This is a genomic window from Streptomyces sp. BBFR25 (genome assembly GCF_044590125.1).
GTDB lineage: Bacteria > Actinomycetota > Actinomycetes > Streptomycetales > Streptomycetaceae > Streptomyces > Streptomyces canus_D.
The window spans coordinates 8,490,346-8,515,694 of sequence record NZ_CP172447.1 but is presented as its reverse complement, the minus strand read 5'-3'; the positions used below and the strand labels follow the sequence as shown (position 1 = coordinate 8,515,694).

15 protein-coding genes are annotated in these 25,349 nt (G+C 70.0%); 12 read left to right on the top strand and 3 right to left on the bottom strand.

Annotated features, from left to right (window positions below; all coding sequences use genetic code 11):
* The first annotated feature begins 433 nt into the window (after positions 1 to 433).
* Both ACGH52_RS38270 and ACGH52_RS38265 read left to right on the top strand, forming a co-directional pair.
* Positions 434 to 4,051, top strand: a complete 3,618-nt coding sequence (locus tag ACGH52_RS38270; RefSeq protein WP_399946317.1) for a S8 family serine peptidase — start codon at positions 434 to 436, stop codon at positions 4,049 to 4,051.
* 232 nt (positions 4,052 to 4,283) lie between these two features.
* The gene (locus tag ACGH52_RS38265) at positions 4,284 to 4,928 is read left to right on the top strand and encodes a DsbA family oxidoreductase (RefSeq protein WP_121704293.1); all 645 of its coding nucleotides are present in this window, start codon (positions 4,284 to 4,286) and stop codon (positions 4,926 to 4,928) included.
* Between the two features lie 147 nt (positions 4,929 to 5,075).
* Here the strand turns inward: ACGH52_RS38265 and ACGH52_RS38260 are convergent, their stop codons facing one another.
* On the bottom strand, positions 5,076 to 5,924 hold the full coding sequence (locus ACGH52_RS38260; protein WP_121704294.1) for an alpha/beta fold hydrolase: 849 nt from the start codon (positions 5,922 to 5,924) through the stop codon (positions 5,076 to 5,078).
* Positions 5,925 to 6,144: 220 nt separating this feature from the next.
* Between ACGH52_RS38260 and ACGH52_RS38255 the strand changes: the two genes are divergently transcribed.
* Positions 6,145 to 6,636: a MarR family winged helix-turn-helix transcriptional regulator gene (locus ACGH52_RS38255; protein ID WP_121704295.1), complete on the top strand. Its 492-nt coding sequence runs from the start codon at positions 6,145 to 6,147 to the stop codon at positions 6,634 to 6,636.
* A 204-nt stretch (positions 6,637 to 6,840) separates the two neighbouring features.
* On the opposite strand, the gene ACGH52_RS38250 is transcribed toward ACGH52_RS38255, so the two are convergent.
* Together ACGH52_RS38250 and ACGH52_RS38245 are read right to left on the bottom strand one after the other, a co-directional pair.
* Positions 6,841 to 7,350, bottom strand: a complete 510-nt coding sequence (locus tag ACGH52_RS38250) for a MarR family winged helix-turn-helix transcriptional regulator (RefSeq protein ID WP_210975750.1) — start codon at positions 7,348 to 7,350, stop codon at positions 6,841 to 6,843.
* A gap of 152 nt (positions 7,351 to 7,502) precedes the next feature.
* Positions 7,503 to 9,638 (bottom strand): alpha-galactosidase, encoded by a 2,136-nt coding sequence (locus ACGH52_RS38245; protein ID WP_399946312.1) that lies wholly within the window; start codon positions 9,636 to 9,638, stop codon positions 7,503 to 7,505.
* A gap of 218 nt (positions 9,639 to 9,856) precedes the next feature.
* Here ACGH52_RS38245 and ACGH52_RS38240 point away from each other — a divergent pair, with 218 nt between their 5' ends.
* The 9 genes from ACGH52_RS38240 to ACGH52_RS38200 all read left to right on the top strand — a co-directional run bounded on the left by ACGH52_RS38240 (position 9,857) and on the right by ACGH52_RS38200 (position 25,320).
* Positions 9,857 to 11,032, top strand: a complete 1,176-nt coding sequence (locus ACGH52_RS38240) for an ROK family transcriptional regulator (RefSeq protein ID WP_210975748.1) — start codon at positions 9,857 to 9,859, stop codon at positions 11,030 to 11,032.
* A gap of 50 nt (positions 11,033 to 11,082) precedes the next feature.
* Positions 11,083 to 12,396, top strand: a complete 1,314-nt coding sequence (locus ACGH52_RS38235; RefSeq protein ID WP_121704299.1) for an ABC transporter substrate-binding protein — start codon at positions 11,083 to 11,085, stop codon at positions 12,394 to 12,396.
* A gap of 21 nt (positions 12,397 to 12,417) precedes the next feature.
* Positions 12,418 to 13,332: a carbohydrate ABC transporter permease gene (locus tag ACGH52_RS38230; protein ID WP_210975747.1), complete on the top strand. Its 915-nt coding sequence runs from the start codon at positions 12,418 to 12,420 to the stop codon at positions 13,330 to 13,332.
* Positions 13,329 to 14,255, top strand: coding sequence for a carbohydrate ABC transporter permease (locus ACGH52_RS38225; RefSeq protein WP_399946307.1), 927 nt, complete (start codon positions 13,329 to 13,331; stop codon positions 14,253 to 14,255). The genes ACGH52_RS38230 and ACGH52_RS38225 overlap by 4 nt, the downstream gene beginning before the upstream one ends.
* A gap of 45 nt (positions 14,256 to 14,300) precedes the next feature.
* Positions 14,301 to 16,124, top strand: coding sequence for an alpha-galactosidase D (locus ACGH52_RS38220; RefSeq protein ID WP_399946304.1), 1,824 nt, complete (start codon positions 14,301 to 14,303; stop codon positions 16,122 to 16,124).
* 67 nt (positions 16,125 to 16,191) lie between these two features.
* The gene (locus ACGH52_RS38215) at positions 16,192 to 18,561 is read left to right on the top strand and encodes a glycosyl hydrolase family 95 catalytic domain-containing protein (RefSeq protein WP_399946301.1); all 2,370 of its coding nucleotides are present in this window, start codon (positions 16,192 to 16,194) and stop codon (positions 18,559 to 18,561) included.
* The gene (locus tag ACGH52_RS38210) at positions 18,558 to 19,766 is read left to right on the top strand and encodes an SGNH/GDSL hydrolase family protein (protein ID WP_399946298.1); all 1,209 of its coding nucleotides are present in this window, start codon (positions 18,558 to 18,560) and stop codon (positions 19,764 to 19,766) included. The genes ACGH52_RS38215 and ACGH52_RS38210 overlap by 4 nt, the downstream gene beginning before the upstream one ends.
* Positions 19,767 to 19,926: 160 nt before the next feature.
* Positions 19,927 to 21,006, top strand: a complete 1,080-nt coding sequence (locus tag ACGH52_RS38205) for a hypothetical protein (RefSeq protein WP_399946296.1) — start codon at positions 19,927 to 19,929, stop codon at positions 21,004 to 21,006.
* A 354-nt stretch (positions 21,007 to 21,360) separates the two neighbouring features.
* A complete protein-coding gene (locus tag ACGH52_RS38200) occupies positions 21,361 to 25,320 on the top strand; it encodes an RICIN domain-containing protein (protein ID WP_399946293.1) in 3,960 nt (1,319 codons plus the stop codon).
* Positions 25,321 to 25,349 lie beyond the last annotated feature (29 nt).

The following is a 25,349-nucleotide window of genomic DNA, read 5'->3' as shown; positions in this document are numbered from 1 at the left end:
ACCAGGCACTCCGTCGGCCTCCGCTGCGCACCGAGGGGCATCTGGGGCTGTATGTCCGTGCCGCTTCCGCGCCATGCTGACGGAGCGTCAAAAATGCTTTCTTGAGACTCATTTCCACGTGGTGTACGTTTCCCGGAAACTTGACCAGCGAAATATCTAGTACGGCAATGCCTCGCTATGTCAGCCTCCCGGGCTTCATTTTGCTTGCGTGTGAAAGGTGCTTCGAGGAATGCTCAGAAGTCGCATGATGGCGGCGATATCGACAGGATTGACGCTTCTCGCAGGTGCGGTGCCGGCAGCCTCGGCGGCATCGACCGCCGGGACCGCCGAGACTGCCCCGACCGCCGGCCGCCCTGGAGGGCACTCCGCGACCGTACGACTGGTCACCGGTGACCGTGTGACCCTGACGTCGTTCCCCGGAGGGCGTCACGTCGTGTCGGTGCGGCCCGGGCCGGGGCGGGAGCACGTTCCGTTCCAGACGCTGGAGGGCGACGACGACTCGGTGAGCGTGGTGCCCTCCGATGCCGAGGGCTTCCTGTCTGCCGGTGTCCTGGACCGACGGCTGTTCAACGTGTCGGCCTTGATCTCCGCCGGCCTCGACGAGGCCCACAGCTCCGCGCTTCCCCTGATCGTCTCCTCACGTCCGGTACCGCCGCGTGACGGTGCCCGGGTCGGCGCACAGGCCGCGAGGTCCGCCAGGGCGACCGCCGATCGGCTGATCGCGCTGAACCGGCCGACGACGCCCTCCCGGGATCTGAGGAGCATCGACGCACGGTCGGCACGGGTTGCCGGCGAGGACCTGGGCGCGTTCTGGAAGCAGCTCAACCCCGGCGGCGCGTCGGCCGCGGCGCGCGCCGCCATGACGCCACGGGTTCTCCTGGACGGCAGGGTGAAGGCCCTGCTGGACCGCAGCACGGCACAGATCCATGCCCCCACGGCCTGGAAGGCCGGTTACGAGGGCCAGGGCGTCAAGGTGGCCGTGCTGGACACGGGTGCCGACGCGCGCCACCCCGACCTGGCCGGCCGCATCGCGGAGGCCCAGGACTTCTCGGGCAGCGGGAACACCGGCGACCACTTCGGGCACGGCACACATGTCGCCGCCATCGTGGGCGGAAGCGGCACCGCGTCCGGCGGCACCCGGCGCGGCGTGGCGCCGAAGGCAAACCTGCTGATCGGCAAAGTGCTGGGCGACGACGGCTACGGCTCGGAGTCCGGCATCATCGACGGCATGGAGTGGGCGGCAGAAGCCCACGCCAAGGTCGTCAACATGAGCCTCGGCGCGGACGGTTACGCCGACGGCACCGACCCCATGAGCCAGGCGGTCAACTCCCTCACCGCGTCGACGGGCACCCTCTTCGTCGTCGCTGCGGGGAACACGGGGCCCGGCGAGACGACGCTCGGCACACCGGGCGCGGCCGACGCCGCACTGACCGTCGGTGCCGTGGACCGCGACGACTCCCTCGCGCCCTTCTCGAGCCGCGGCCCGCGCTACGGCGACGGGGCCGTCAAACCGGACGTGACCGCTCCCGGCGTCGGCATCGTCGCCGCCCGCGCGGAGGGCACGACCCTCGGTGACCCGGTCGACGACGACTACGTCTCGTTGTCCGGGACCTCGATGGCCACCCCGCACGTGGCCGGCGCCGCCGCGCTGTTGGCCCAGCAGCACCCGGACTGGAATGCTCAGCAGCTGAAGGACGCGTTGATCAGCACCGCATCCACCGTGCCCGGCACCGGCGTGACCGGTCAGGGGGGCGGTCGGGTCGACCTGGCCACGGCGACCGGCCCGGTCACCGCCACCGGCACCCTCGCGCTTGACCCGGTGGCGCTGGGAGGCGCCCAGGGACAGCGGTCTGCAGCTGTCCGTTACACGAACACCGGCGACAGCCCGCTCACCTTGTCGCTCGCCCTCAAGATGGCCACCGGCAGCGGGCGCGTCCTCGACGACGGAGTGGTCGGCGTCGGCGCCACCACCGTCCGGCTCGCCCCCGGCGCCACGACCGAGGTGCCACTGCACACCGATCCTGCCCGTGCCGTGCGGGGCCACTACTACGGTTACCTGACGGCCACGTCGGCCGACGGCACCGTCGTCGCGCACACCACCGTCTCCCTCCTGGTACGCGCACCCCTCCACAAGCTGAAGGTGGTCTACCGCGACCGCGACGGTCATGTCGTGCCGGGCTGGCTGGGAACCATCTTCGGGGCGAACGGCTTCGAGGAGTACACGGACCGCGAAGCCGGGGTGGCCCTCGTGGAGGAGGGGACGTACTACGTCAGCGGCCAGTTCTCCGACTACGCCCAGGACGGCTATTCCGAGATCGGCAACGTCGTCGACCCGGAAGTGGTGGTCACCGAGGACACCACGGTGACACTGAACGCCGCCGAGGTCACCGAGGTCCGTTTCCGGACACCTCGTCCCGCCGAGCGCTACGGCGTCATGAGTCCCACCTTCTACCGTCAAATCGACGGGAAGGATCTCTTCCAGACCACCACGGTCTTCGGCGGGGACCGGTTCTACACCAGCCCGACCGCGCCGGTCACCGACGGCACCTTCGAGTTCTCACTGCGCACGCAGATGACGGCGCCACGGCTACGGGCGAAGGCGTCGGGCAGCTCGCCGGAGTTCCAGCCGTACTACGAGGCGTTCTCCCCCGCCTTCGGCGACCGGGGCGAGCGGCTGACCGCCGCGGCCGCGGGCACGGCACAGAGCCCGGACTTCCGCGGCACGCGAGGGAAGCTGGCCGTGCTGCGCGACGACAGCTCCGGGGGGTACGACAACTCCGCACTCGCACGGGCAGCCGAAACCGCGGGAGCCAAGGCCGTGTTGCTCGTGTTGCCCGACCGTTTCCCGGCGTGGACGGAATGGCGGCCGACCGGTGACCGGATGGCTCTGCCCTTCCTGCGCAGCTCCTCGGCCGACGGGGCAGCCCTGCTGAAGCGCATGGCGAAGGGCCCGGTGACGCTCGCCTTCAGCGGCACGGTACGCAGTCCGTACCTCTACGACGTGATGGGTGTGTGGAAGGGGTCCATCCCCGAGCACCCCGTCCACACCGTCTCGGAGCGGAACACCGCCGTGGTCCGCGCCACCTACCACCGCACGGGTTCCTCGGACTGGGCGAGCGAACAGCGTTTCGCCTGGCGGCCCTACCAGAGCACCGCCTGGGGCCAGTGGAACCGTGTCGTCCCGGTGGGGCGGGAACGCGTCGAGTACGTCAGCGCCGGGGACGGCACCCAGTGGCAGCACGCCGTGCAGTACAGGGTGCTCGACAACAGCGACCAGGCGCTGCAGAGCGGCATGCACGACGATCCGCACACCTACGAACCCGGCCGGAGTGCCTCGGAGCGGTGGTTCGGATCGGTGGTGCGCCCCTCCATCCCGCGCGGTGAACACCTGCCGTCGGTGCGGAACGGCAACACCTTGTCGATCCGCGTACCGGAGTTCAACGACTCCGGCGCCGGGCACTGGTCGTTCGCGGAGCTCGGAGGCTTCGGTGACATCGACGACCAGGCGACCGCGCTGCTGTACCGCGACGGACAGCAGATCGCACGTTCCGACACCGGCGCCTGGGGCGACTTCGCGGTTGCCGCGGGAGAAGCGGCGTACCGGCTGGACCTGACGACGAAGCGCGTCTCGGACCAGTGGGGCTTCGGCACGGACACCCGTACGTCGTGGACGTTCCGCTCCGGTGGCTCCGACCGGCCGGTTCTGCTGCCGCTGCTCCAGATCGACTACGACGTTCCGGTCGACGCCCGGAACGAAGTGGGCCGGCCCCGCAAGCACAGCGTCGGGCTGAGCGTCCGGATGCAGGACGGCATGGCCGCCCCGCGCCAGGTGGCCCTCAAGGTCGAGGCGTCGTACGACGACGGACGTACCTGGAACGCGGTGCGGACCGGGCGGCAGGGGCACGACGGCGGCTTCACCGCCCTGGTCGAGCGGCCGGCGCGGGTGCACGGGGACGCCTTCGTCACGCTCCGGGTCAGCGCGACCGACGCGGAGGGGAACGGTGTCCAGCAGACCGTGAGGCGCGCCTACCTCCACCGCGGCTCCGCGTGACGACCGGCCCCGCCACGCCGGGCTGAACGACGGGGTGCCGGGAGCGAGAGCTCCCGGCACCCCCGCTGCCGTTTCTGCCACCGGGGCGGCTCACCAGGCCTTTTGCTGCAAGATGGTCGGTCGTCTATTCTCGGTGGACAGAAGGTGCCCGTGAGGGGCGGTCATGGGGCCGCCGCCGGGGCGATGGAGCGGGCGGGCCCTCTTGCGGCACCACCCGGAGGAGATGCCAATCATGCGTGTCGAGATGTGGACCGATGTCGCCTGCCCGTGGTGCTACGTCGGCAGGAAGCACTTCACCGAAGGGCTCGCGGCTTTCGCCCACCGCGACCAGGTGGAGGTCGTGCACCGGTCCTTCGAGCTCAACCCCAAGGCCGAGAACGGCACGGTGCCGATCATCGACGCGGTCGCGGCCCAGTACGGCCGCACCCGCGAGCAGCAGGTCGCGCGGGAGGAGCAGGCCGCGGCCATGGCGAACGCCGTGGGGCTGGACTTCCGCGTCGGTGGACGTGTCTTCGGCAACACTTTCGACGTGCACCGACTCTCCCACTTCGCCGGTACGCGCGGCCTTCAGGGCGAGTTCCTGGACCACGCCTTCCGGGTCAACTTCGCGGAGGAGGCGTCGATCTACGACCGGGAGACCCTGGTGGCCCTGGCCGTGGCGGCCGGACTGGAGGAGGCGGAGGTGCGGGAGGTGCTCGCCAATCCGGACGCCTTCGCCGAGGAGGTGCGCTCCGACGAGCGGCTCGCTGCCGAACTGGGCGCCAACGGTGTGCCCTTCTTCGTACTGGAGCGCCGTTACGGCGTGAGCGGGGTCCAGTCGCCCGGCACGTTCACGCAGGCGCTGGAGCAGGCCTGGGCGGATCGTCCGGCCGCGTGAGGTCCGCCCGTCCGCAAGGCGCGCACCCGGACGGATTCCGCACGATCGGCCCCCGGCCGGTCGACTCCCTCGCGGGGCGGTACCGCCCGCACTCGCTCGGTACCGCCACCGCCCCTGCCACCGCGCCTCGCGTCTCCCGGGCGGGCCTCAGCGGTCGGCCGTGGCGCGCGCGGCCTGCTCGATCACACGGGTGACCACGTCCGGGCGAGAGACCGAGACGGCGTGGGAGGCCTTGACTTCAGTGGTGCGGGAGTGCGCCCGCTGGGCCATGAAGCGCTGCGCGGCGGCCGGGATGTTGAGGTCCTGGGTGGTGACCAGGTCCCACGAGGGGATGGTCTTCCAGGCGGCGTGGGCGGCCGGCTCCTCCAGGGCGGAGGCGGCGACGGGGCGCTGCGTGGCGGCCATCAGATCGCTGACACGGGTGGGGACGTCGGCCGCGAACTGCTGGTGGAACTTGTCGGCCTTGATGTAGAGGTCCTGTCCGGTGCCGCCGCCGGGCAGCGGGAAGGGCACGGTGTTCAGGGTCGGCCCGAGCGTGCTGCCCGGGTACTTGTTGGAGAGCCCCAGAGCGGTCTCGCCCTTCTCGGGGGCGAAGGCGGCGATGTAGACCAGTGCCTTGACGTTCGGCTCACCTTCGGCCGCCTCGCTGATCACCGCGCCACCGTAGGAGTGGCCCGCCAGCACGACAGGGCCCTTCACGCTCTTGAGGAAGCTCTTGACGTAGTCCGCGTCGCTCTTGAGACCACGCAGTGGGTTGGCCGGGGCGACCACGGGATATCCGTCCCTCTCGAGGCGCTTGATCACCCCATTCCAGCTGGAGGAGTCGGCGAAGGCGCCGTGTACCAGCACGACCGTCGGCTTCTTCCCCGTGGCGGGGCGCTCGGCTGTCGAGCCCGCCGGCGCCATGGCGGACAGCGCGAGCGCGGCGACTCCCGTCAGGGCGCCGACCACGGCGACGCGCTTGCGGGTGGGACGGAAGACGGAAGAGGCGTTCATCGGAGATCTCCTTCAAGGCAGGACATGTCTGGGGGCATGTGCTGGAGCGAGTGCCGGGGTGCGGTGAGTGCCGCTGCCGACGAAGAGAAACCTAGCGCACGATTAGATCGTGCACAAGCTAAAAGGGGGCGAGGGTATAGTGGTCCGTGGGAATGGGGGTCAATGCCCGAAGTGCCATCCCTGGATGGCGGTCGGCCGATCAGGAGACGAGGACGGAAAGATGACCGACGACGTGAGCGCGACCGAGCCGGTGAACGCGATGCCCGTGCTGGACCAGCACCTGTGCTTCACCCTGTACGCCGCCTCACGCGCGATCACCGGCGCCTACCGGCCCCTGCTCGAGCCGCTGGGGCTGACCTATCCGCAGTACCTGGTCCTGGTCGCCCTCGGTGAGCACGGCACCGTGTCCGTCAAAGAACTCGTCGCCGTTCTGCAGTTGGACTACGGAACGGTCACGCCGCTGATCAAGCGCCTCGAGGCGAACGGACTTCTCAAGCGTGAGCGCCGGGCCGACGACGAACGTGTCGTCCAGATCGCGCTCACCGCGGAGGGCCTGGCGCTGCACCAGCACCTGTCCCGTGTTCCGCCGGCGATCGGGGACGCCGTGGGCCTCGCACCGGACGAGATCACCACGATCCAGGACCTCGTGCGCCGACTCACGGTCAACGTCAATCGCCACAACGCCGCAGTGGCGGCGCGACGGATGGCCTGAGAGCCGTCCCGTCGGGACCGGGGCGGTGACGCCCGTCTGCGCGCCGTGCCCGGCGTCCTCGCCGGACCGGGGCATCATCGGCCGTCACCCGTGCCGTACTGCTCGGACAGACACCGGGACAGCCTGCTACGGGGCGGGGTTCCTCCGGGCTTTCCCGCGACGCTCACCCGGTCTCGCGGTACAACCGCAGGTCCTCGAAAACTTCTAGCGGGGGAGGGCCCGGTCCGCTTCGAGGTCGACCAATCCCTCCACGATGATGCGGGTGATTTCGCCGAGGGCATGCCACTGCTCAGGAGTGAGTCGGTCGAACAGGGCTTGGCGTACGGCCCGGTCGTGACCTCGGGCAGTCTGCTCGAGCATGACGCTGCCGTCGTCGGTGAGTACGGCGAACAGGCCGCGCTTGTCGGCGGGGGAGTGCTCGCGGCGCACCCACCCGTGCTCCTCCAGTCGGGTGATGGCGCGCGAGACCCGGGAAGGGTGGAGCTTGGCGTTCTTGGCAAGCTCGGTGATGCGCTGGCGCCGTCGCGGGGACTCGGCCAGCCTCGCCATCAGGTCGTAATAGAGGTGGGGTACGCCGGTGTCGCGCTGGGTCTGCCGGTCGAGGTGGGCGTCCACGAGGGCGGCGGCCTCGGTGTAGGAGCGCCATACGCGCAGCTCTTCGGCGCTTAGTCGGCGCGGAGCGCCGCCGAGGGCCAGAAGAGGTCTCAGGTTCATGTTTGTCTTCTCTGCGCAGGCAAGGAACGGCGGACTCGCCCCACCATTTACTTGATGGAGAAAGTACATTTAATCAGGTGTAGGCGTCAATCCGGACAGGAACCGGGCCCCCCGGGCGAGCCGCCGACCCCCGTCCGCAGCGTCCGGAACCGTCACCCCTCCCCGTCGGCGACCCGCATCAGGTGTACGGCCCTGCTCGCCCAGTCCTGCCCCGGCAGACCCAGCCGCAGACCGTACGCGTCCAGGACCGTGGCGTGATGGAGCGCGCCGGTCGCCGTGTCCCGGTAGCGGGCGCCCGGCGTGAGACCACGCAGCCGCACCGGTGCGTCCGGAACACCCCCGCGGGGACCGCGCCGCCAGGCCAGTACCACCGTCTCGGCACCGTCCTCGGCGGCGTACTGCACCACGGCCGGTCCGTCGCCGTACGGTTCGCACGGCCGGAACTGCACCCCGTGCTGCACGAGGTGGCGCACGCGCTTGTACTCGGCGACCAGCTCCGCGCCCTCGGCGAGCTCCTCCTCGGACCAACGGTCGAGGTCGCCGCCGATTCCGAGCAGTCCGGACATCGCCACGTGGAACCTGAACCGCAGCGGGACCGTGCGGCCGGTGCACTGATTGGGCACGTCGGTGACCCAGGCGGACATCACCCGGGCCGGCAGTACCTGACCGAAACCGTGCTGGATGACCAGCCGGTCCACGGCGTCCGTGTTGTCCGATGTCCATACCTGGTCCGTACGGCGCAGGATGCCGAGGTCCGCCCGCCCGCCGCCGCCGCTGCACGTCTCCACCCGCAGGTCCGGATGGTCGGCGCGCAGCCGGTCGAGGACCCCGTACAGGTTGTTCACGTACCCGGTCCACAGCCGGTCGTGGCCGTCGGGCCGGTCCGGCCAGCCCGCCTCGCTGAAGGCGCGGTTCATGTCCCACTTGAGGAAGTCCACCCCGGCGTCGGCGACCAGCCGGGTGAGCCAGTCATAGGCCCAGCCGGCGACGTCGTCGCGCGCGAAGTTGAGGACGAGCTGGTTGCGGAGCTCACTGCGGGACCGGCCCGGGATGTGCAGGATCCAGTCGGGGTGCGCGCGGTACAGGTCGCTGTCGGGGTTGACCATCTCGGGTTCCACCCAGACGCCGAAGCGCATGCCGAGTGTGCGCACCGCACGGGCCAGGGGACCGAGACCGTGAGGGAAGCGCTCGGGAGCCGGCGTCCAGTCGCCGAGACCGGCGCGGTCGTCGCGACGAGCGCCGAACCAGCCGTCGTCGACGACGAACAGCTCCACCCCGAGTGCGGCGGCACGCTCGGCCAGCCGGAGCTGGCCCTCCTCGGTCACGTCGAAGCCGGTCGCCTCCCAGGAGTTGTAGAGCACCGGGGCGGTCTCTCGCCCGTGCGGCAGCACGTGCTCGCGCGTGTACGCGTGCCAGGCCCGGCTCGCCGCGCCGAAGCCGCCCTCCGAGCAGAGCCCGGCGAACACCGGGGTGCTGAATTCCTCTCCCGGCGCGAGCGGTACCGACGTGCCGTCGTGGCCCACCCCGCCGGTGAACCCGGCCCGGCCGTCGTGGGTGCGCTGGACGGTCAGGCGCCAGCTGCCGCTCCAGGCCAGCGTGGCGCTGAACACCCTGCCGTGGTCCTCATCCGCGTCGCCGTCCTCCAGCATCACCCAGGGTCCGGCGTGATGGCTGGTGATCCCGCGCCGGCTGGTCAGCACTGTCTCGCCGTGGGGGAGGGGCTCGCGGCGCAGCCGGCTCTCCGCGGCCCACTGCCCGGTGACGTGGCTGAGGCGGTAGTCGCGCAGGGCGGGCAGCGACCATGCGGCGGAGTCGGCCCGCAGCAGATCCACGTGCTGACCGCCGTCGTTGCGCAGGACGGTGCGGCGCTCGATGACGTCGGTGTCGTCACGGACGGTGTAGTGCAGGGCGACGTGCAGCGGGTAGAGCCGGTCGCGGAACTCCAGCACCAACTCTGCGGTGCCCGCCCCGTGCTGGAGGAGGCGGTGGCCGGCCGGCTGCCACTCGAAGCCGCGGGAGCCGTCCGCGTACCGGACCTGGAGGGAGGGCGGCCCGTACCGGGTGCCACCGTCGACCGGCAGTTCCTCGCCGACCGGCGCACGCCCCTCGAAACTGCTGGCCGGATCCCCGTCGGGCACGACGAGGCTCTCGGCCTCCGTCACGGTCAGCCGTGGACCCCATGCCACGTGCCGGGGAGCACCCGTCTCGTCGATGCGCAGGGCATAGGACGTGCGCGGGGTCGACAGCACCCACAGTGCGCTGTCGGGGGCGCGGGAGATCATCGGCATCGTGCCTCACGTGTTCGGGGCTGCGGGGGGGGGGGGGGGGGAGGGGCGGAGAAGCACCCATGTGTCCGGAGTCGTCGGAGTGACAGTCGCCTTCGATGCCATGACAAGGCCCCTCTCAGGCTTGTCATTTGAAAGCAGACGAGAGATCGACGTCAAGCTTCGAGCGGTTCTTGTTTCTTTCATTGACAGCAGAAAATAACTTCCCTAGGTTCCCGGCCATGCCCTCTCCTCCTGCCGAGACGTTCCCGGCCAACACGCCGGCCGTCTCCCAGATCTTCGTCACCTCTCTGACCCAGGGCCCGCTCACCCGGCTGGAGTTGGCCCGGCGGGCAGCCCTGTCCCCGGCCGCCGTCACCAAGGCCGTGCGGCCTCTGATCGAGGCCGGCTACCTGACGGAGAGCGCCGACGAGGAGTCCCGTCCGACGCTGGGCCGACCCGCCAGCCTGGTGCGTGTCGACGGCGGACGGGCCCTGTTCATCGGCGTCAAGGTCACCGGCGACGAGGTCATAGGGGTTCTCACCGACCTGTGCTGCCGGGTGCTCCTCGCCCGGCACCTGCTCTTGACCGACCGAACGCCCCGGGCGGTGCTGGCCACCCTCGCCGAGCTGACGCAGGAACTGCTGGCCGAGGCCGTGGGCCTGGGGGTCCAGGTCGTGGGCGCCGGCGTGGCCGTCTCCGGTGACGTGGACCGCACGGCGGGCATGGTGCGCTATTCGCCGTTCCTCGAGTGGCGGGACGTGCCGCTCGCCGAACTGACCGCGGCGGCCATGGGCCTGCCGGTCACCGTCGACAACGACGTACGCGCCCTCACCGTCGCCGAGCAGTGGTTCGGGGCAGGCGTCGGCCTGTCGGACTTCGCCCTCGTCACCGTCGGGGCCGGCATCGGCTGCGGGCTGGTCGTGCACGGCCGGGTGGTCGCCGGGGCGCACGGTGTGGCAGGCGAGATCGGGCACGTCACCGTCGACCCCACCGGTCCGCTGTGCCACTGCGGCAACCGCGGCTGCGTCGAAGCGATCGCGGGCGACGCCGCCATCGTCGAGCGGGTCCGCGCCGCCACCGGAGCCGTCGTCGCCGACGCCGGACAGGCAGCCGCGCTGGCGCACGAGGGCGTGGCCGGTGCTCAGGAGGCCTACGCCAGAGCGGGCGAAGCGATCGGCCGGGGCATCGCCACCGTCGCCAACCTGTTCGGGCCCGAACGCGTGATCATCTCCGGGGAAGGTCTGGCCGCCTACGACCTGTTCGCCGCGCAGATCCGCGAGGCGTTCGCGGCGGCCGCATTCGGCTCCGCCGCCGAATGCGACGTACAGACCCGCCCACTGCCCTTCGAGGAGTGGGCACGCGGGGCCGCGGCCACCGCCATCCAGTCCTTCATCGGCTCCGGGCCACACCAGTAGACGCCCCGGCCTCCTTGTCCAGACCGAACCCGCACGCGCGAGGAGCAACCATGACGCAGCAGAGCCAACCATCGTCGGCTGCGCCCGGCCCCGGACGACGCAAGGTCGTCGGCGGGCTGCTCGGCCTTTCGGCGGCCGGCCTGGCCGCGCCCGTCCTCACCGCCTGCGGCGGCGGGCCCGAAGCCGATCCGAAGACCGTCACCTTCGGCTCCAACGGGGCGGACGCGACCCCGAAGTCCGCCTACGCCGCACTCACCAAGTCCTTCGGCAAGCAGTCCGGCCTGAAGGTGAAGACGAACACCGTCGACCACGACACCTTCCAAAAGGGCATCACCAGCTACCTCCAAGGCACTCCCGACGACGTGTTCACCTGGTTCGCCGGGTACCGCATGCAGTACTTCGCCAAGAAGGGCCTCGCGAGCCCGGTCGACGAGGTGTGGGACGTCATCGGCGACGGCTTCAGCGACGCCGCCAAGCAACTCTCCCGCGGCGAGGACGGCAAGTACTACTTCGTTCCGCTGTACAACTACCCGTGGGCCGTCTTCTACCGCAAGAGCCTGTTCGCCGAGCGCGGCTACGAGGTCCCGAAGACCTGGGACGCCTTCATGGCCCTGGCCAAGCGGATGCGCAAGGACGGTCTCTCCCCCGTCGCCTCCGGCTACGGCGGCGGCGACAGCTGGTCGGTCCTCGGTGCCTTCGACTACCTGAACCTGCGCGCCAACGGCTACGAGTACCACATGTCGCTGCTGCGCGGCGAGACCTCCTGGACCGACAGGCGCACCACCCGGGTCCTGGACCTGTGGCGCGAGCTGACCCCCCATTACCAAAAGAGCGGCGGCGGCAGGTCCTGGCAGGACGCGGCCCAGTCACTGCTGGACAAGAAGACCGGCATGGCGGTCATCGGGCTCTTCCTCGGCCAGCAGGTGACCGACGAGAAGATACGCGCCGACCTCGACTTCTTCGCCTTCCCCGAGATCGACCCCACGCACGGCCAGGACGCCGTGGAGGCGCCCACCGACGGCTTCATGCTCAGCCGCAGACCCAAGAACGAGGGTGGTGCGAGGAAGTTCTTGGAGTTCCTCGGCGGCGCGAGCGCGGAGGAGACCTACATGGGCGTGGATCCCAGCAACCTCGCCGTCAACAAGGGCGCCGACACCGGCTCGTACAACGCCCTCCAGAAGAAGTCGGCCGAACTCATCGCCTCCGCCAAGCACATCAGTCAGTTCGCCGACCGCGACAGCGACCCCGGCTTCATCTCCACCGTCGTCCTGCCCGGCCTGACGGAGTGGCTCGGCCACCCGGACGACGGCACCGCCACGCTGAAGAAGATCGAGTCGCAGCGCTCGCGCTTCTTCACCTCCTGACCCGGACGGAACGGACCGCCCGTGTCCTCACACCCTTCCTCCCCCTCCCGCCTCGGCCGCGGCGACCGCCTCTTCCTGGTGGTCGTCATCGGCCTGCCGCTGCTCGCGCTGCTGGTCCTCGTCTGGCTGCCCGCGCTCGCCTCGATCGTGCTGTCCTTCACCACCTGGGACGGCATCGACCTGTCCGACATCCACTGGACAGGCGCCGAGAACTACACCGAGATCCTCACCAACTACCCGCCGTTCTGGCCGGCCGTCGGGCACAACGTCCTCTGGCTGGTGTTCACGGCGCTGCTGCCGACCCCGTTCGGCGTCTTCCTCGCCTACCACCTCGACCAGAAGATACGGTTCACCCGCTTCTACCAGACCGCGATCTTCCTGCCGATGGTCCTCTCGCTGGCCGTCGTCGGCTTCGTATGGGAGATCATCTACGACCCGGACACCGGCCTGCTCAACAGCCTGCTGGCCGCCGCCGGTACCGGCCACCACATCGACTGGCTCGGCGACCCCGACCTCAACCTGTGGGCCGTGCTCGTCGCCTCGGCCTGGCGGCACACCGGATACATCATGATCCTCTACCTGGCCGGCCTGAAGAGCTTCGATCCCTCTCTGAAAGAGGCCGCGTCCCTCGACGGCGCAGGCGGGCGCCAGACCTTCTTCCGCATCGTCCTGCCGGCCCTGAAACCGGTCAACGTCATCATCATCGTGGTCACGGTGATGGAGTCGCTGCGCGCCTTCGACATCGTCTACGTCCTCGGCGGCGGCACCGGCAGCAAACCCGGCATGGAACTGCTCTCCCTGCTCATCACCGACAACATCATCGGCGAGTCCGGCCACATCGGCTACGGCTCCGCGCTCGCCGTGGTCCTGCTGGTGGTCTCCCTGGCCGCGATCGGCGCGTTCCTCGTGCAGACCTTCCGCAAGGAGGACGCATGACGACGACCACGCCCCGCCCCGCTCCGCCGTCCCGTCCCGAACGCCGGGTCGCCCCGGCCGGCTCCCCGTCCCGCCCACGCCGCGACACCGGCCGTCACCTGCTCCTGGCAACGGTCTCCGTCGCCTGGCTCGTCCCCCTGCTGTGGGCGGTCTACACCTCGCTGCGTCCCTACGGCGACACCGCGCGGCACGGCTACTTCTCCTGGCCGCGCAGTCTGAGCCTGGAGAACTTCACCGACGCGTGGTCCCAGTCGGGCATGCCGCACTTCTTCTGGAACAGCCTCCTCATCACCGTCCCCGCCGTCCTCGGCACCCTGCTGTTCTCCGCGGCCGTGGCCTTCTTCGTCACCCGCTTCGACTTCCGTCTCAACCTCGCCCTGCTGATCCTCTTCACCGCGGGCAACCTGCTGCCCGCCCAGGTGCTCATCACCCCTCTGTACCGCCTCTACCTCCTGGTGCCGCTGCCGTGGTGGATGAGCGACAGCATGCTGCTGTACAACTCCGCCTGGGGCATCATCGCCATCCACATCGCCTACCAGTGCGGCTTCTGCACCTTCGTCCTCAGCAACTACATGAAGACGATCCCCAAGGAGATCACCGAGGCGGCGCTCGTCGACGGCGCCCCCGTGTGGCGCCAGTTCTTCCAGATCGTCCTGCCGCTGTGCCGGCCGGCCTTCGCCGCTCTCGCCACCCTCGAATCGATCTGGATCTACAACGACTTCTTCTGGCCGCTCACCCTCATCGAGACCGGTGACAAACGGCCCATCACCTCGGCCCTGGCCAACCTCCAGGGCGCGTACTTCACCAACCCCAACCTGATCGCGGCCGGCGCCCTGATGACCGCGATCCCCACGCTGCTGGTGTACTTCGCCCTCCAGCGCCAGTTCATCAGCGGACTCACCCTCGGCTCGGGCAAGGGCTGAGCCCGCCCCTCCCCGCCGGTCACCCACCCCCAGGAGGCACGACCCATGCGGTCATCCTCGTACTCCGTCCTGCCCGCACGTTCGCTGAGAGCCGCGGCCGTCCTGGCCCTCGCCGCGGGCCTCGCGACGACCGCCCCGGCCACACACGCCGCCACCGCGGCGGTCTCCGGCACCGCCGCGAAGGCGCCGGCCACGGCCGCCAAGCCCTACATGGGATGGTCCAGCTGGAGCATGCAGTCCTCGAAGTACCCCGGCCTCAACCCGGACGGCGACTACAGCTACCTCACCGAAGCCAACGTCCTCAAGCAGACCGACGCCCTGGCCTCGAAGCTGAAGAAATACGGCTACGAGTACGTCAACATCGACGCCGGCTGGTGGCGCGACCGGACCTGGAAACCGGAATTCGACCGGTACGCCCGTCAGAAGGCGGACCCCGCCCGCTTCCCCCGCGGTATGAAGCCCGTCGCCGACCACATCCACGCGAAGGGTCTCAAGGCCGGCATCTATCTCCCCGTCGGTCTGGAGAAGGAGGCCTACCGGAACGGCACGTCGCCGATCTGGGACGCCGAGGGCTGCACCACCGCCGACATCGTCTACGACGACCTGCGCACCACCAACGGCTGGGACAGCGCGTACAAGATCGACTTCTCGGACCCGTGCGCGCAGAAGTACGTCGACTCGCAGGCGCGGATGTTCGCGGACTGGGGTTACGACTTCCTCAAGCTCGACGGCGTGGGCCCCGGATCCTTCAAGAGCGGCGAGAACTACGACAACGTCGCCGACGTCGCCGCCTGGCAGAAGGCCATCGCCGCCACCGGACGTCCGATCCACCTGGAAGTGTCCTGGTCCCTCGACATCGCCCACGCGGCCGACTGGAAGAAGTACTCCGACGGCTGGCGCATCGACACCGACGTCGAGTGCTACTGCAACACCCTGGTCAGCTGGGAGAACTCCGTCGACGACCGCTGGGCCGACCTCCCCGCCTGGACCCGGCACGCCGGTCCCGGCGGCTGGAACGACCTGGACGCCCTGAACGTCGGCAACGGGCAGATGGACGGCCTCACCAAGGCCGAACGGCAGAGCTACGCCACCTTGTGGGCCATCGCCAAGTCCCCGCTGTACACGGGCGACGACCTCACGCGCCTCGACTCCTACGGCCTGTCCCTGCTGACCAACAAGGAGGTCATCGCGGTCAACCAGGGCGACACCCCGCCCGCGGACCTGGTCACCGCCTCCGACCCGCAGCAGGTGTGGGCCGCCAAGAACCCGAACGGCACCTACACGGTCGCCCTGTTCAACCTCGCCGACGGCCCGGCCGCCGTCACCGCCGACTTCCCGGCCCTCGGCTTCTCCGGCAAGGCCGCCGTCCGTGACCTGTGGAACCACGAGAACCTCGGCACCCACCGCCACAAGATCACCCAGGCGCTCCCCGCGCACGGCTCCCGCCTGTTCACCGTCACCCCTGAGGGTGCCTCCGCCGTCCCCCTGACCGGCTACGAGGCCGAGTCCGGGGGCAACACCCTCGCGGGCAGCGCGTCCGTCGGCGACTGCTCCGCCTGCTCGGACGGCAGGAAGGTCGGCAACCTCTACCTCGGCGGCAAGCTCACCTTCAACGACGTCGTCGTACCCGAGGCCGGCACCTACCAGGTGCGGATCTCCTACCTCAGCGGTGACCCCCGCGCGGCGTCCGTCTCCGCGAACGGCGGCGGCGCGGTGCGTCACACGTTCGCCTCCACCGGAGGCTGGGGCACCGTGTCCACCGCGACGGTCCCGGTGCAGCTCAAGGCGGGCGCCAACACCCTGACCATCGACAGCGGCTCCGACTACGCACCGGACATCGACCGGATCGACGTACCCCGGTCGTCCTGACCCTCCGCACCGGGGCCCGGCCCACCTCCCCCGGGGCCGGGCCCTCTTTCCGAGCCCAGGAGCCGCCATGACCACCCCCGCCCCCGAACCCAGCAGAAGGACCCTGCTCTCCCTGACCGCGGCCGCCGGCCTCACCGGCGTCCTCGGCGGCCTGCCCGCCTTCACCGCCTCCGCCGCCCCGGCCCGCCCGGCCGAGACCCCGGCCGGGCGCACCGACGACCGCCACGTGCTGTGGTGGCAGGCCCCCGGCGACTCCCACTCGATGATCGAGCAGGGTCTGCCCGTCGGCAACGGCCGTCTCGGCGCCCTGACGGGCAACGACCCGGGCCGCGAACTCCTCCTGATCACCGACGCCACCCTGTGGACCGGCGGCCTCAACGACGACCTCGACGCCGACGGCCAGTTCCCCTACGGCCGTCAGGACTTCGGCTCCCTCACCCTCCTGGCCCGCCTCACCGTCGACCTGCCCGACCACGACCTGGGCTCCGTCTCCGGCTACCGCCGCACCCTCGACCTCGACCGGGGCGTCGTCACCACCACCTACGTCCACTCCGGGGTGACCTACCGGCGGGAGGTCTTCGCCAGCCGCCCCGACGACGTCATCGTCGTGCACTTCACCCAGAGCGGATCGGGCCGCCACACCGGCACCGTGACCCTCGCCGGCACACACGGCGAGGAGCAGGCGATCTCCTTCGGCGCGTCCTTCCCCAACGGACTGCGCTACGGCGCCGCCGTGACCGCGTACGGCAACGGCGGCCGGGTGGATGTGCACGCGGACCGGATCGACTTCGCGGGATGCCGGGACCTCACCGTCCTGGTCAGCGGCGGCACCAACTACGCCCCCGACGCCGGGGCCGGCTTCCGCGACCCCTCGCTCGACCCCGCCGAGCTGGCCCGCACCAAGGTCAAGGCCGCAGCCGCCCACACCGCGGCTGCCTTGCGACGTACCCACATCGCCGACCACCAGGCCCTCTACCGCCGGTTCGACCTCGACCTGGGCGCCTCCGCGGACCGGCAGCGGGCACTCGACACCTGGGAGCGCGTCAACCTCCGCCACACCAGCGGCACCCCCGACCCGGAACTGGAAGCCGCCTACCTCCACTTCGGGCGCTACCTGATGATCGCCGGCTCACGCGGCAGCCTCCCCATGGGCCTCCAGGGACTGTGGCTGGACGGCAACGACCCGGACTGGATGGGCGACTACCACACGGACATCAACCTCCAGATGAACTACTGGATGGCCGACCGCACCGGCCTGTCCCCGTGTTTCGACGCCCTCACGGACTACTGCCTGGCCCAGCTCCCCGCCTGGAGCGACCTCACCCGCCGACTGTTCGGCGACCCCCGCAACCGCTACCGCAACTCCTCCGGCAGGACCGCGGGCTGGGCCGTCGCCATCTCCACCAACCCCCACGGCGGCAACGGATGGTGGTGGCATCCGGCGGGCAACGCCTGGCTGTGCAACACCCTCTTCGAGCACTACGAGTACACGCTCGCCCGCACCCACCTGGAACGCATCCACCCACTGCTGAAGGGCGCCTGCGAGTTCTGGGAGGCGCGGCTGATCACGACGACGGAACCCGGCGGCACCAAGGAAGTCCTCGTCGCCGACAGCGACTGGTCGCCCGAACACGGACCGCTGGACGCCAAGGGCATCACCTACGCCCAGGAACTGGTCTGGACACTGTTCGGCAACTATGCGCACGCGGCGGCCGAACTGGACCGGGACCACGAGCACGCCGCCCGGATCACCGCGCTGCGCGAGCGGCTGTACCTTCCCGGGGTCAGCCCGAGGACCGGCTGGCTCCAGGAGTGGATGTCACCGGACAACCTCGGTGAGACCACCCACCGTCACCTGTCGCCGCTGGTGGGCCTCTTCCCGGGCGACCGCATCCGCCCCGACGGCTCCACCCCGGAGGAGATCGTCACCGGCGCCACCGCCCTGCTGTCCGCCCGCGGCACCGAGAGCTTCGGCTGGGCGAACGCCTGGCGCGCCCTGTGCTGGGCACGACTCAAGAACGCGGACAAGGCCTACCAGCTCATCGTCAACAACCTGCGCCCCTCGACCGGCGGTGCCAACGGCACCGCCTTCAACCTCTTCGACATCTACCAGACCGAGCCGGGCCGCGGCATCTTCCAGATCGACGCCAACTTCGGCACCCCGGCCGCCGTGAGCGAGATGCTGCTGTACTCCCGCCCCGGCCACCTCGAACTCCTCCCCGCCCTGCCCGCCGCCTGGGCGGACTCCGGCTCGATCACGGGAATGGCCGTACGCGGCGGCTTCCTCGTCGACCTCGCCTGGAAGGACGGCCGGCCGACGTCGGCCCGTCTTCGCAGCACCGGCGGCCGGACCACCACCGTCGCCTTCGCCGGATCGTCCCGCAGGGTCGCGCTGAAACCGGGCGAGTCCGTCACCCTGACGGGCTTCACCCGATGAGGGCCCGGCTCGCAGGCGCCGCCCTGTGCGCCGCACTCGCCGTGGTCACCACCCCCCAAGCCGCCGCCGCACCGGGCGCCGCCTCGGCAACGCACGACGTGGTCACGTGGGCCGCGAGCGCCGACCGCCTCGGCGAGGGCACGCCCGGCCTCGCCTACCGGCTGGTCGTACGCACCAGCGCCGGCGGGAGCGACCTCAGGGTCCGTCTCTCGAACGCCTTCGGCGACCGGCCGCTGACCCTCGACAGTGTCTGGGCCGGCATCCAGCGGTCGGGCGCGGCACTCGTGCCCGGCAGCAACCGACGGCTCACCTTCGGCGGCGCGGGCTCCGTCACCGTTCCCGCGGGTGCCACGGTGCTCAGCGACGCCCTCCCCGGCCGCCGGCCCGCGGGAGCGAGCCTCGTCGTCAGCCTGCACAGCCCGGACGCGGCCGGCCCGGCGACCGGCCACGGGATGGCGATGCAGACGTCGTACACCGCCCGGGGCGACCACACCGCCGAGGAGGGTGCGGCCAACTGGACGGGCACGACCGGCTCCTGGTTCTACCTGGACGCCGTCACGGTACGGACCACCGACCGGACCGGCGCCGTGGCCGCGCTCGGCGACTCCATCACCGACGGCTGGCAGTCCACCTCCGGCCTCGACCGCCGCTGGCCCGACTACCTCGCCCGCCGTCTGCAGCGGACCGGCTCGGATGTCCGGGGTGTCGCCAACGCGGGAATCTCCGGCAACAAGGTCCTGGCCGACGGGGCCGGGCAGAGTGCGGTGAACCGACTCGACCGGGACGTCCTGTCCCTGCCGGGGGTCCGTACCGTGTTCCTCTTCGAAGGCGTCAACGACCTCAAGGCCCACACCGGCGTGACCGCCGCCGACCTCGTCGCCGGCTACCGCCAGATCGTCGCCCGGGCCCACGCGGCGGGCAAGTGCGTCGTCGGCGCCACGATCGCGCCGTTCAAGGGCTGGTCCGAATGGGACTCGGCCGCCGAAGCCGTACGACAGGAGGTCAACTCGTTCATCAGGACCGGCGGTGAGTTCGACGCGGTGACCGACTTCGACCGCATCCTGCGCAGCCCCTACGACGCCGAGCGCATGCTTCCCGTCTTCGACGGCGGTGACCACCTCCACCCCAACGACAAGGGCATGCAGGCGATGGCGGACGCCGTGGACCTCACCGCTCTCGCATGCGCGCGCCGATCTGAGCGATGAGCGTCCCGGTAGGCGCGGTACCACAATCAGGATGATGATTGACATGTCAATGATGATGCTAGGATCAACGGGTCCTAGGTGACCGGTCGGTCGCCGAACCGGCCCGGGCATCCCCGCGGGAGCCCGGGCTCTCGCCGTTCAGAGTTCAGTTGGAGTAACCGTGACCCGCACGCTGCAGAAATACCGAATCGGAGCCGCCTCGCTCGTCGCCGCCGCGGCGGCCGTCGTCGCCGTCGCGGCCCCGGCTTCGGCCGCTGCCATCCCCGGTGAAGAGGGCCAGTGGCATCCCTTGACCTACGCAAGCGGTCAGGTGGCGAGCGACACCATGGAGGGCGAGGCCCGTGACAACCGGAGCAACATCCTCCACGCGTGGGGCGGCGCCAACAACGACTACATCTGGGTCTCGCTGAACAACGGACCGGCCTACCCCCTGCCGGCGACGGCGGGCTCCCCCGACCACGCGCAGTCGTGGGCGGCGCCGACGGTGATCTGGACGAACGACGGTGGCCGGGGGAACTTCCGGATCTTCCACACCGGCAAGGACGGACACATCTACCAGCACCGGATACAGCTGACCACCAGCTACCAGATGCCCGCCACCCTGCCGTTCGCGACGCAGGTCCCCAATAACGCGCGGACCTACGACCAGCAGTCCGTGGCGGCCGCGGCCCTTCCGAACAACTCCTACATGCTGGCCTGGAACAGCCAGACCAGCGACGAGATCTACACGATGTACTACGACGCGGCCACCACGACGTACGCGGCCCCGTCGATCGTGCCGGGCGCCCTGAGCAAGGACGCACCCTCCCTGGCGGCCCAGGTGAACGACGGCGACGACCCCGCGCCCTGGGACCAGGTCGTCCTCGCCTTCAACGGCACCAACTTCCACCTCTACACGGCCCGGCAGCAGTACGGGAAGTCCACCTGGACCGGCCCGGCCGAAGTGCCCGGTTCCTACTCGACCTTTTCCCCGTCTGTCGCGCTGACCGACAACGGCTACGGCGCCATCGTCGCGCGCGACTACGACGGAACCATGGGCTCCTACGGCATCTCACGCAACGGTGCTGTGGTCGCATCGGGCAAGGATTTGGCCTACGGGTGGACCAACACCTCACCGCTGGCCACGTCCAGCGGCCCGCTCGTCTACTACGTCCACAACGCCGGGCCGTCCGCCGGGCTGAAGTGGAAGCAGGGCGCCGACTTCCGGTCGCTGCCCACGCCCCCCGCTCCGCAGTGGTAGGACGCTGAGAGAACCCGGTGAGGTCGCCGGCCCCCCTGCCGGGACGGCCGGCGACCGGGGAAGCGGCGCCGGGCGCCGACGCGTGCGCGCCCGGCGTCTCCACGCGCGCTCGATCACACCCCCGTCGCGCCCAGTGCCGTAGCGGCTCGCGGCGCAGGCCTGCCGGTCGACGACCGTCCCCTTCCCCCGCGGGCCGGGCATCACCCTGTGCGCACGACGTTCCTCACGCGGTCTCCCTACGGAGGCCGCGTTCTTCCGCATGTCATGAGCGGCTGCCCGGGCCATCGCACGGTCATAGAACCGCTGCGGCCGCGAGCCCCGCGTGAGCAGCCGCATGTCGCGAAACGGAGTCACGTGAAAAGCCCACGACCAGCGGCCACTCGGTTCACCGAGCCGCTGCTCTTCTTCCCCGCCCTGTTCAAAAGACGCAGAAATCCGTCACACAGCAGCAGAATCCTGCTGATCTTCGCGCTGGCGATCGCGGTGGTGGCGGGACTCCTCGACCTCGGCACCGCGCAGCGGGCCGGCGCGGTCGTCGGCGACCGGAACGTGGTCAGCTGGAACATGGAAGGCGCCAACTCCCCCACCGAGGACAGGTGGCGGACCGGCGTCGCGTTCCTCGCCGCACGAGCGGATGTGGTGGCACTCCAGGAAGCAGGGCCCACAAATCCGCCGTCGGCACCCGGCACCCAGGCTCACGACATCACCACGGACGACGGCCTGCTGATCGGTCGCAACGCCACCGGCCAGATCCCCGTCCTGCCCCCCGAGGCCGGCCGCCGCGTCAGACACAGCATCTGGGAGTTCGGCACCAGCCGTAACCGCCAGCAGCGCCACGTCTACTTCCTGGCGACCGACAGGGGGGCGAACGCCATCGGTTGGGATCACTCCGTCAACCGCGTCAACCTTGCCATCGTCTCGTCGGTGCAGGCCGACAATGTGGCCATCATCCCCAACCCTCTGGCCAGGGACACCGGGGATCACCCCTACTCGGCCCGGGCGGCTCTGGGCATCCGTATCGGGGACACCTGGTATTTCGATCTGCACGGCCTGTCCGGCAGTGGGAACGATGACGCCCCGCTTCTGCAAAGCATCGACGAGTTCGTCGACGCCACGCCCCTGAGCTGGAATGCCCGGAACTGGATCGCGGTCGGTGACTACAACCGGGACCTGCAACGGGCGCAACTTCAGATCCCGGCCGAGACGCAGATCTACCGAACCGGCACCTTCACCCACGGTGTAGGCGGACAGGGAAGCGGCACCCCCAGTGAACTCGACTACGGGGTGGGGACCGCAGGCAACATCGGCCTGATCGGACGGGTCACCAGCAACGGCTTCGCTTCGAGATCCGACCATCTTCCCGTGCATTTCGGAGCCCTGCGTGCCGCCGCGGAACCCACGGACCTCTACGAGGACGCCACGGTGGAGAGCATGGAGGCCGGTGGCGTACTCGACGCCGTCCACGGTGAGACCGCCGAGGGCACGCCCATCAACAGCAACCTGCGCAACGGCGGGACGAACCAGCGCTGGACCGTGCGGCAGTACGACGACGGGTCACTGCAGTTCGTAGGACTGGGCAGCGGACGCTGCATCGACTACCTCAACGACGACGACCCCGATCCGGGCGAGCCGCTGCAGCTCTGGAACTGCACCAGTGGCCAGAGTCAGCTCTGGGCACCGGAGGATCTGGGCAACAGCGAGTACCAACTGCACAACCTGGTCAACGAGGACCTGTGCATGACCGTCCGAGGGGGGCAGCCCGACATCCACGACCCCACGCAGATCGAGCTCGCGTGGTGCCTCAACAAACCCGGCCAGCGGTGGATTTTCACACCGTCCGTGGCCCACACCACCCCCGACAGCGAGCCGTGGGACTTCTCCCAGCACGTGTCCGGCCCGGTCGCACTGGAGTCCCTCAAGGCCGGCGGACTCATGGACGTGAGCCGTAACCAGACCGGGAACGGCGCGCTGATCGTCCAGTACCACCGGACCAGGAAGCCCAACCAGGGCTGGTACCTCGACTACATCAAGAACGCCGCCACCACCAGGGCCGCAAGCGACGACGGGAACATCGTCACGTTCCGGGGCGTGCAGAGCAACCGGTGCCTCGACATCCACAACCCGGAGAGCGCCGTGTCCGGGCGTGAGGTGGTCATCTTCGACTGCCAGCCAGGTCGGACCAGCCAGCAGTGGAAGCTCGAACAACTGCGGGGAGAGGAGGTCGTCGTGCACAGCGTCGCCCACCCCGAACTGTGCCTGGACGTCTTCCACGGTCCCACCGACCCGGACGAGGGGTATCTGGACGTCTACACCTGCAGCAGCCCCGACGACCGCTACAAGAACCAGACGTGGTTGTTCACGCCCTACGACCTGTCCGGTGACCCCGTCCCCGACTCGGACGACGACACCTGGGACTGGCCGGACGACAACGTGCTCCTGGCCGGGCCCGGAGGGGCCGGAGAGGATCTCACCTCCGCCAACCGCGCCGCTCCGCTCCCGGGCATGCCCGACTGGTCGCGCGTCGGCTACCAGGGTGGCCAGCCGCTGCCCGGCGTGAACAGCAGCAGCATGACCGATGACGCGTCGTGCATCATCACCGCCGCGGAACTCGACTCCGCATTCGGGGTGAAGGCGGACGACGGGGCAGACGACACCACGGGGCTGCAGAAGGCGATCGACGACGTCAAGGCCCGCTGCTCACCGCAGGCCAACTACCGCCGGATCTCCCGCATCGAGCTCCCGGCGGGCACTGTGAACGTGTCCCGCCAGATGTACGTCGACGCCAGCTTCCTGGTCATCCGCGGCCAGGGCTCCGGCAGCGGCGGCACGAAGCTCGTGTTCCGGCCCGACACCAACACCCGTTACGACACGCTGATCAACGGGCGGTGGGACCAGGACACCATGAAGGCCGGCACCGCTCCCGACGAGGGCTCCGGCGGTTGGATCTGGCCCGGACGAGGCCTGTTCCGGGTGCAGACGCGGGAGGTGGCCACGCGGTACCAGGACGACTGGGCCGCGGCTCCGGCCAACCGCAAGGACCTGTTCGAAGGCAGCGTGAACCAGCACTGGGCCTCCGGCGTCAAGCTGTCCGCGGCCGCCGACGACCCCGGGTTCTCGGCCCGCCGGGGCCAGAACGAGATCCACCTGGATCCCAAGGCCGTCATGACCAGGTTCACCCCCGGAGCCTACGTCTGGGTGGGCGCGGCCAACAGCAGGAAGTTCTACGCGGAGCAGGGCATCAGCGGCGCTCAGGAGTCCCTGGAGGACGCCCTCCACATGCGCCAGCAGATGTTCCAGGTCGCCTGGGTGGACGCCACGGCCAAGACCGTCACGCTGGACCGTCCGCTGGAGTGGGACCTGCCGGTCGACGACACGTCCGACGGTTCGGCCCAGTTCGGTGACAAGCCGTTCCCCAGCAAGATCACCCCGCTGAAGATCGTCGAGGGAGTCGGCTTCGAGAACTTCGCCTTCACCCAGGACATGAACGGGCTGCCCAAACTGGGCGGCGGCACCTACCAGCTGACCCCCGCCCAGGCCGTGCACAACTACGGCAACATGGCGCCCGAGTACGCCATGCACGGCATCGTCTTCAAGTGGGCCGCCAACAGCTGGGCGCGCGGTCTGACCGCCACCATGACCGGCTCCCACCCCATCGTCACGGAGGACGCGCTCAACCTGCAGATCGAGCACAACAGCTTCGACGGCGCCTGGAACAAGGGCAAGGGCGGCAACGGCTACCTCCGCGGCAGCCGCGTGTGGCAGTCGCTCTACGCGTACAACCTCAGCCGCAACCTGCGCCACTTCACCTTCCAGTGGTCGGCCAGCGACAACGTCGCCTTCCGCAACGACCTCGACTCGGACCTGAACCTGCACGGTGGCTGGGAGCACGGGAACCTGTTCGAACAGAACACGGTGAAGACCCCGTACGACCACCGTTCCGGCAGCTGCACCGCCAACTGCGGCGGCGAGGGCGGCGAGGTCGACGAGGGGACCTGGTACCCGGTCTGGTGGGCGGCGGGCCCGAAGGCGATCAAGTGGTCCGGTTCGTCGGGCCCGCAGAACGTCTTCTACGACAACACGCTGACCAAGCAGACCACCCCGGACGGTGCCTTCGTACCGTACGGCCCCTACGGCTCACGGCGCGGCACCGCGTACGAGTTCGGCTCGGACAGTGCTGATCCACGCCAGTTCCGTCACCTGGGCCAGTCCGGCCAAATCATCCCGGACTGGACGGGACGGGAAACCGCGGACTACACGGATCAGGGGGTCGCGACCCGCGAGGAGGGGCTGCCGTCGCTGTTCCTGCGCCGGTGACGTACCTGTCCGTCACCATCACGCCCGGC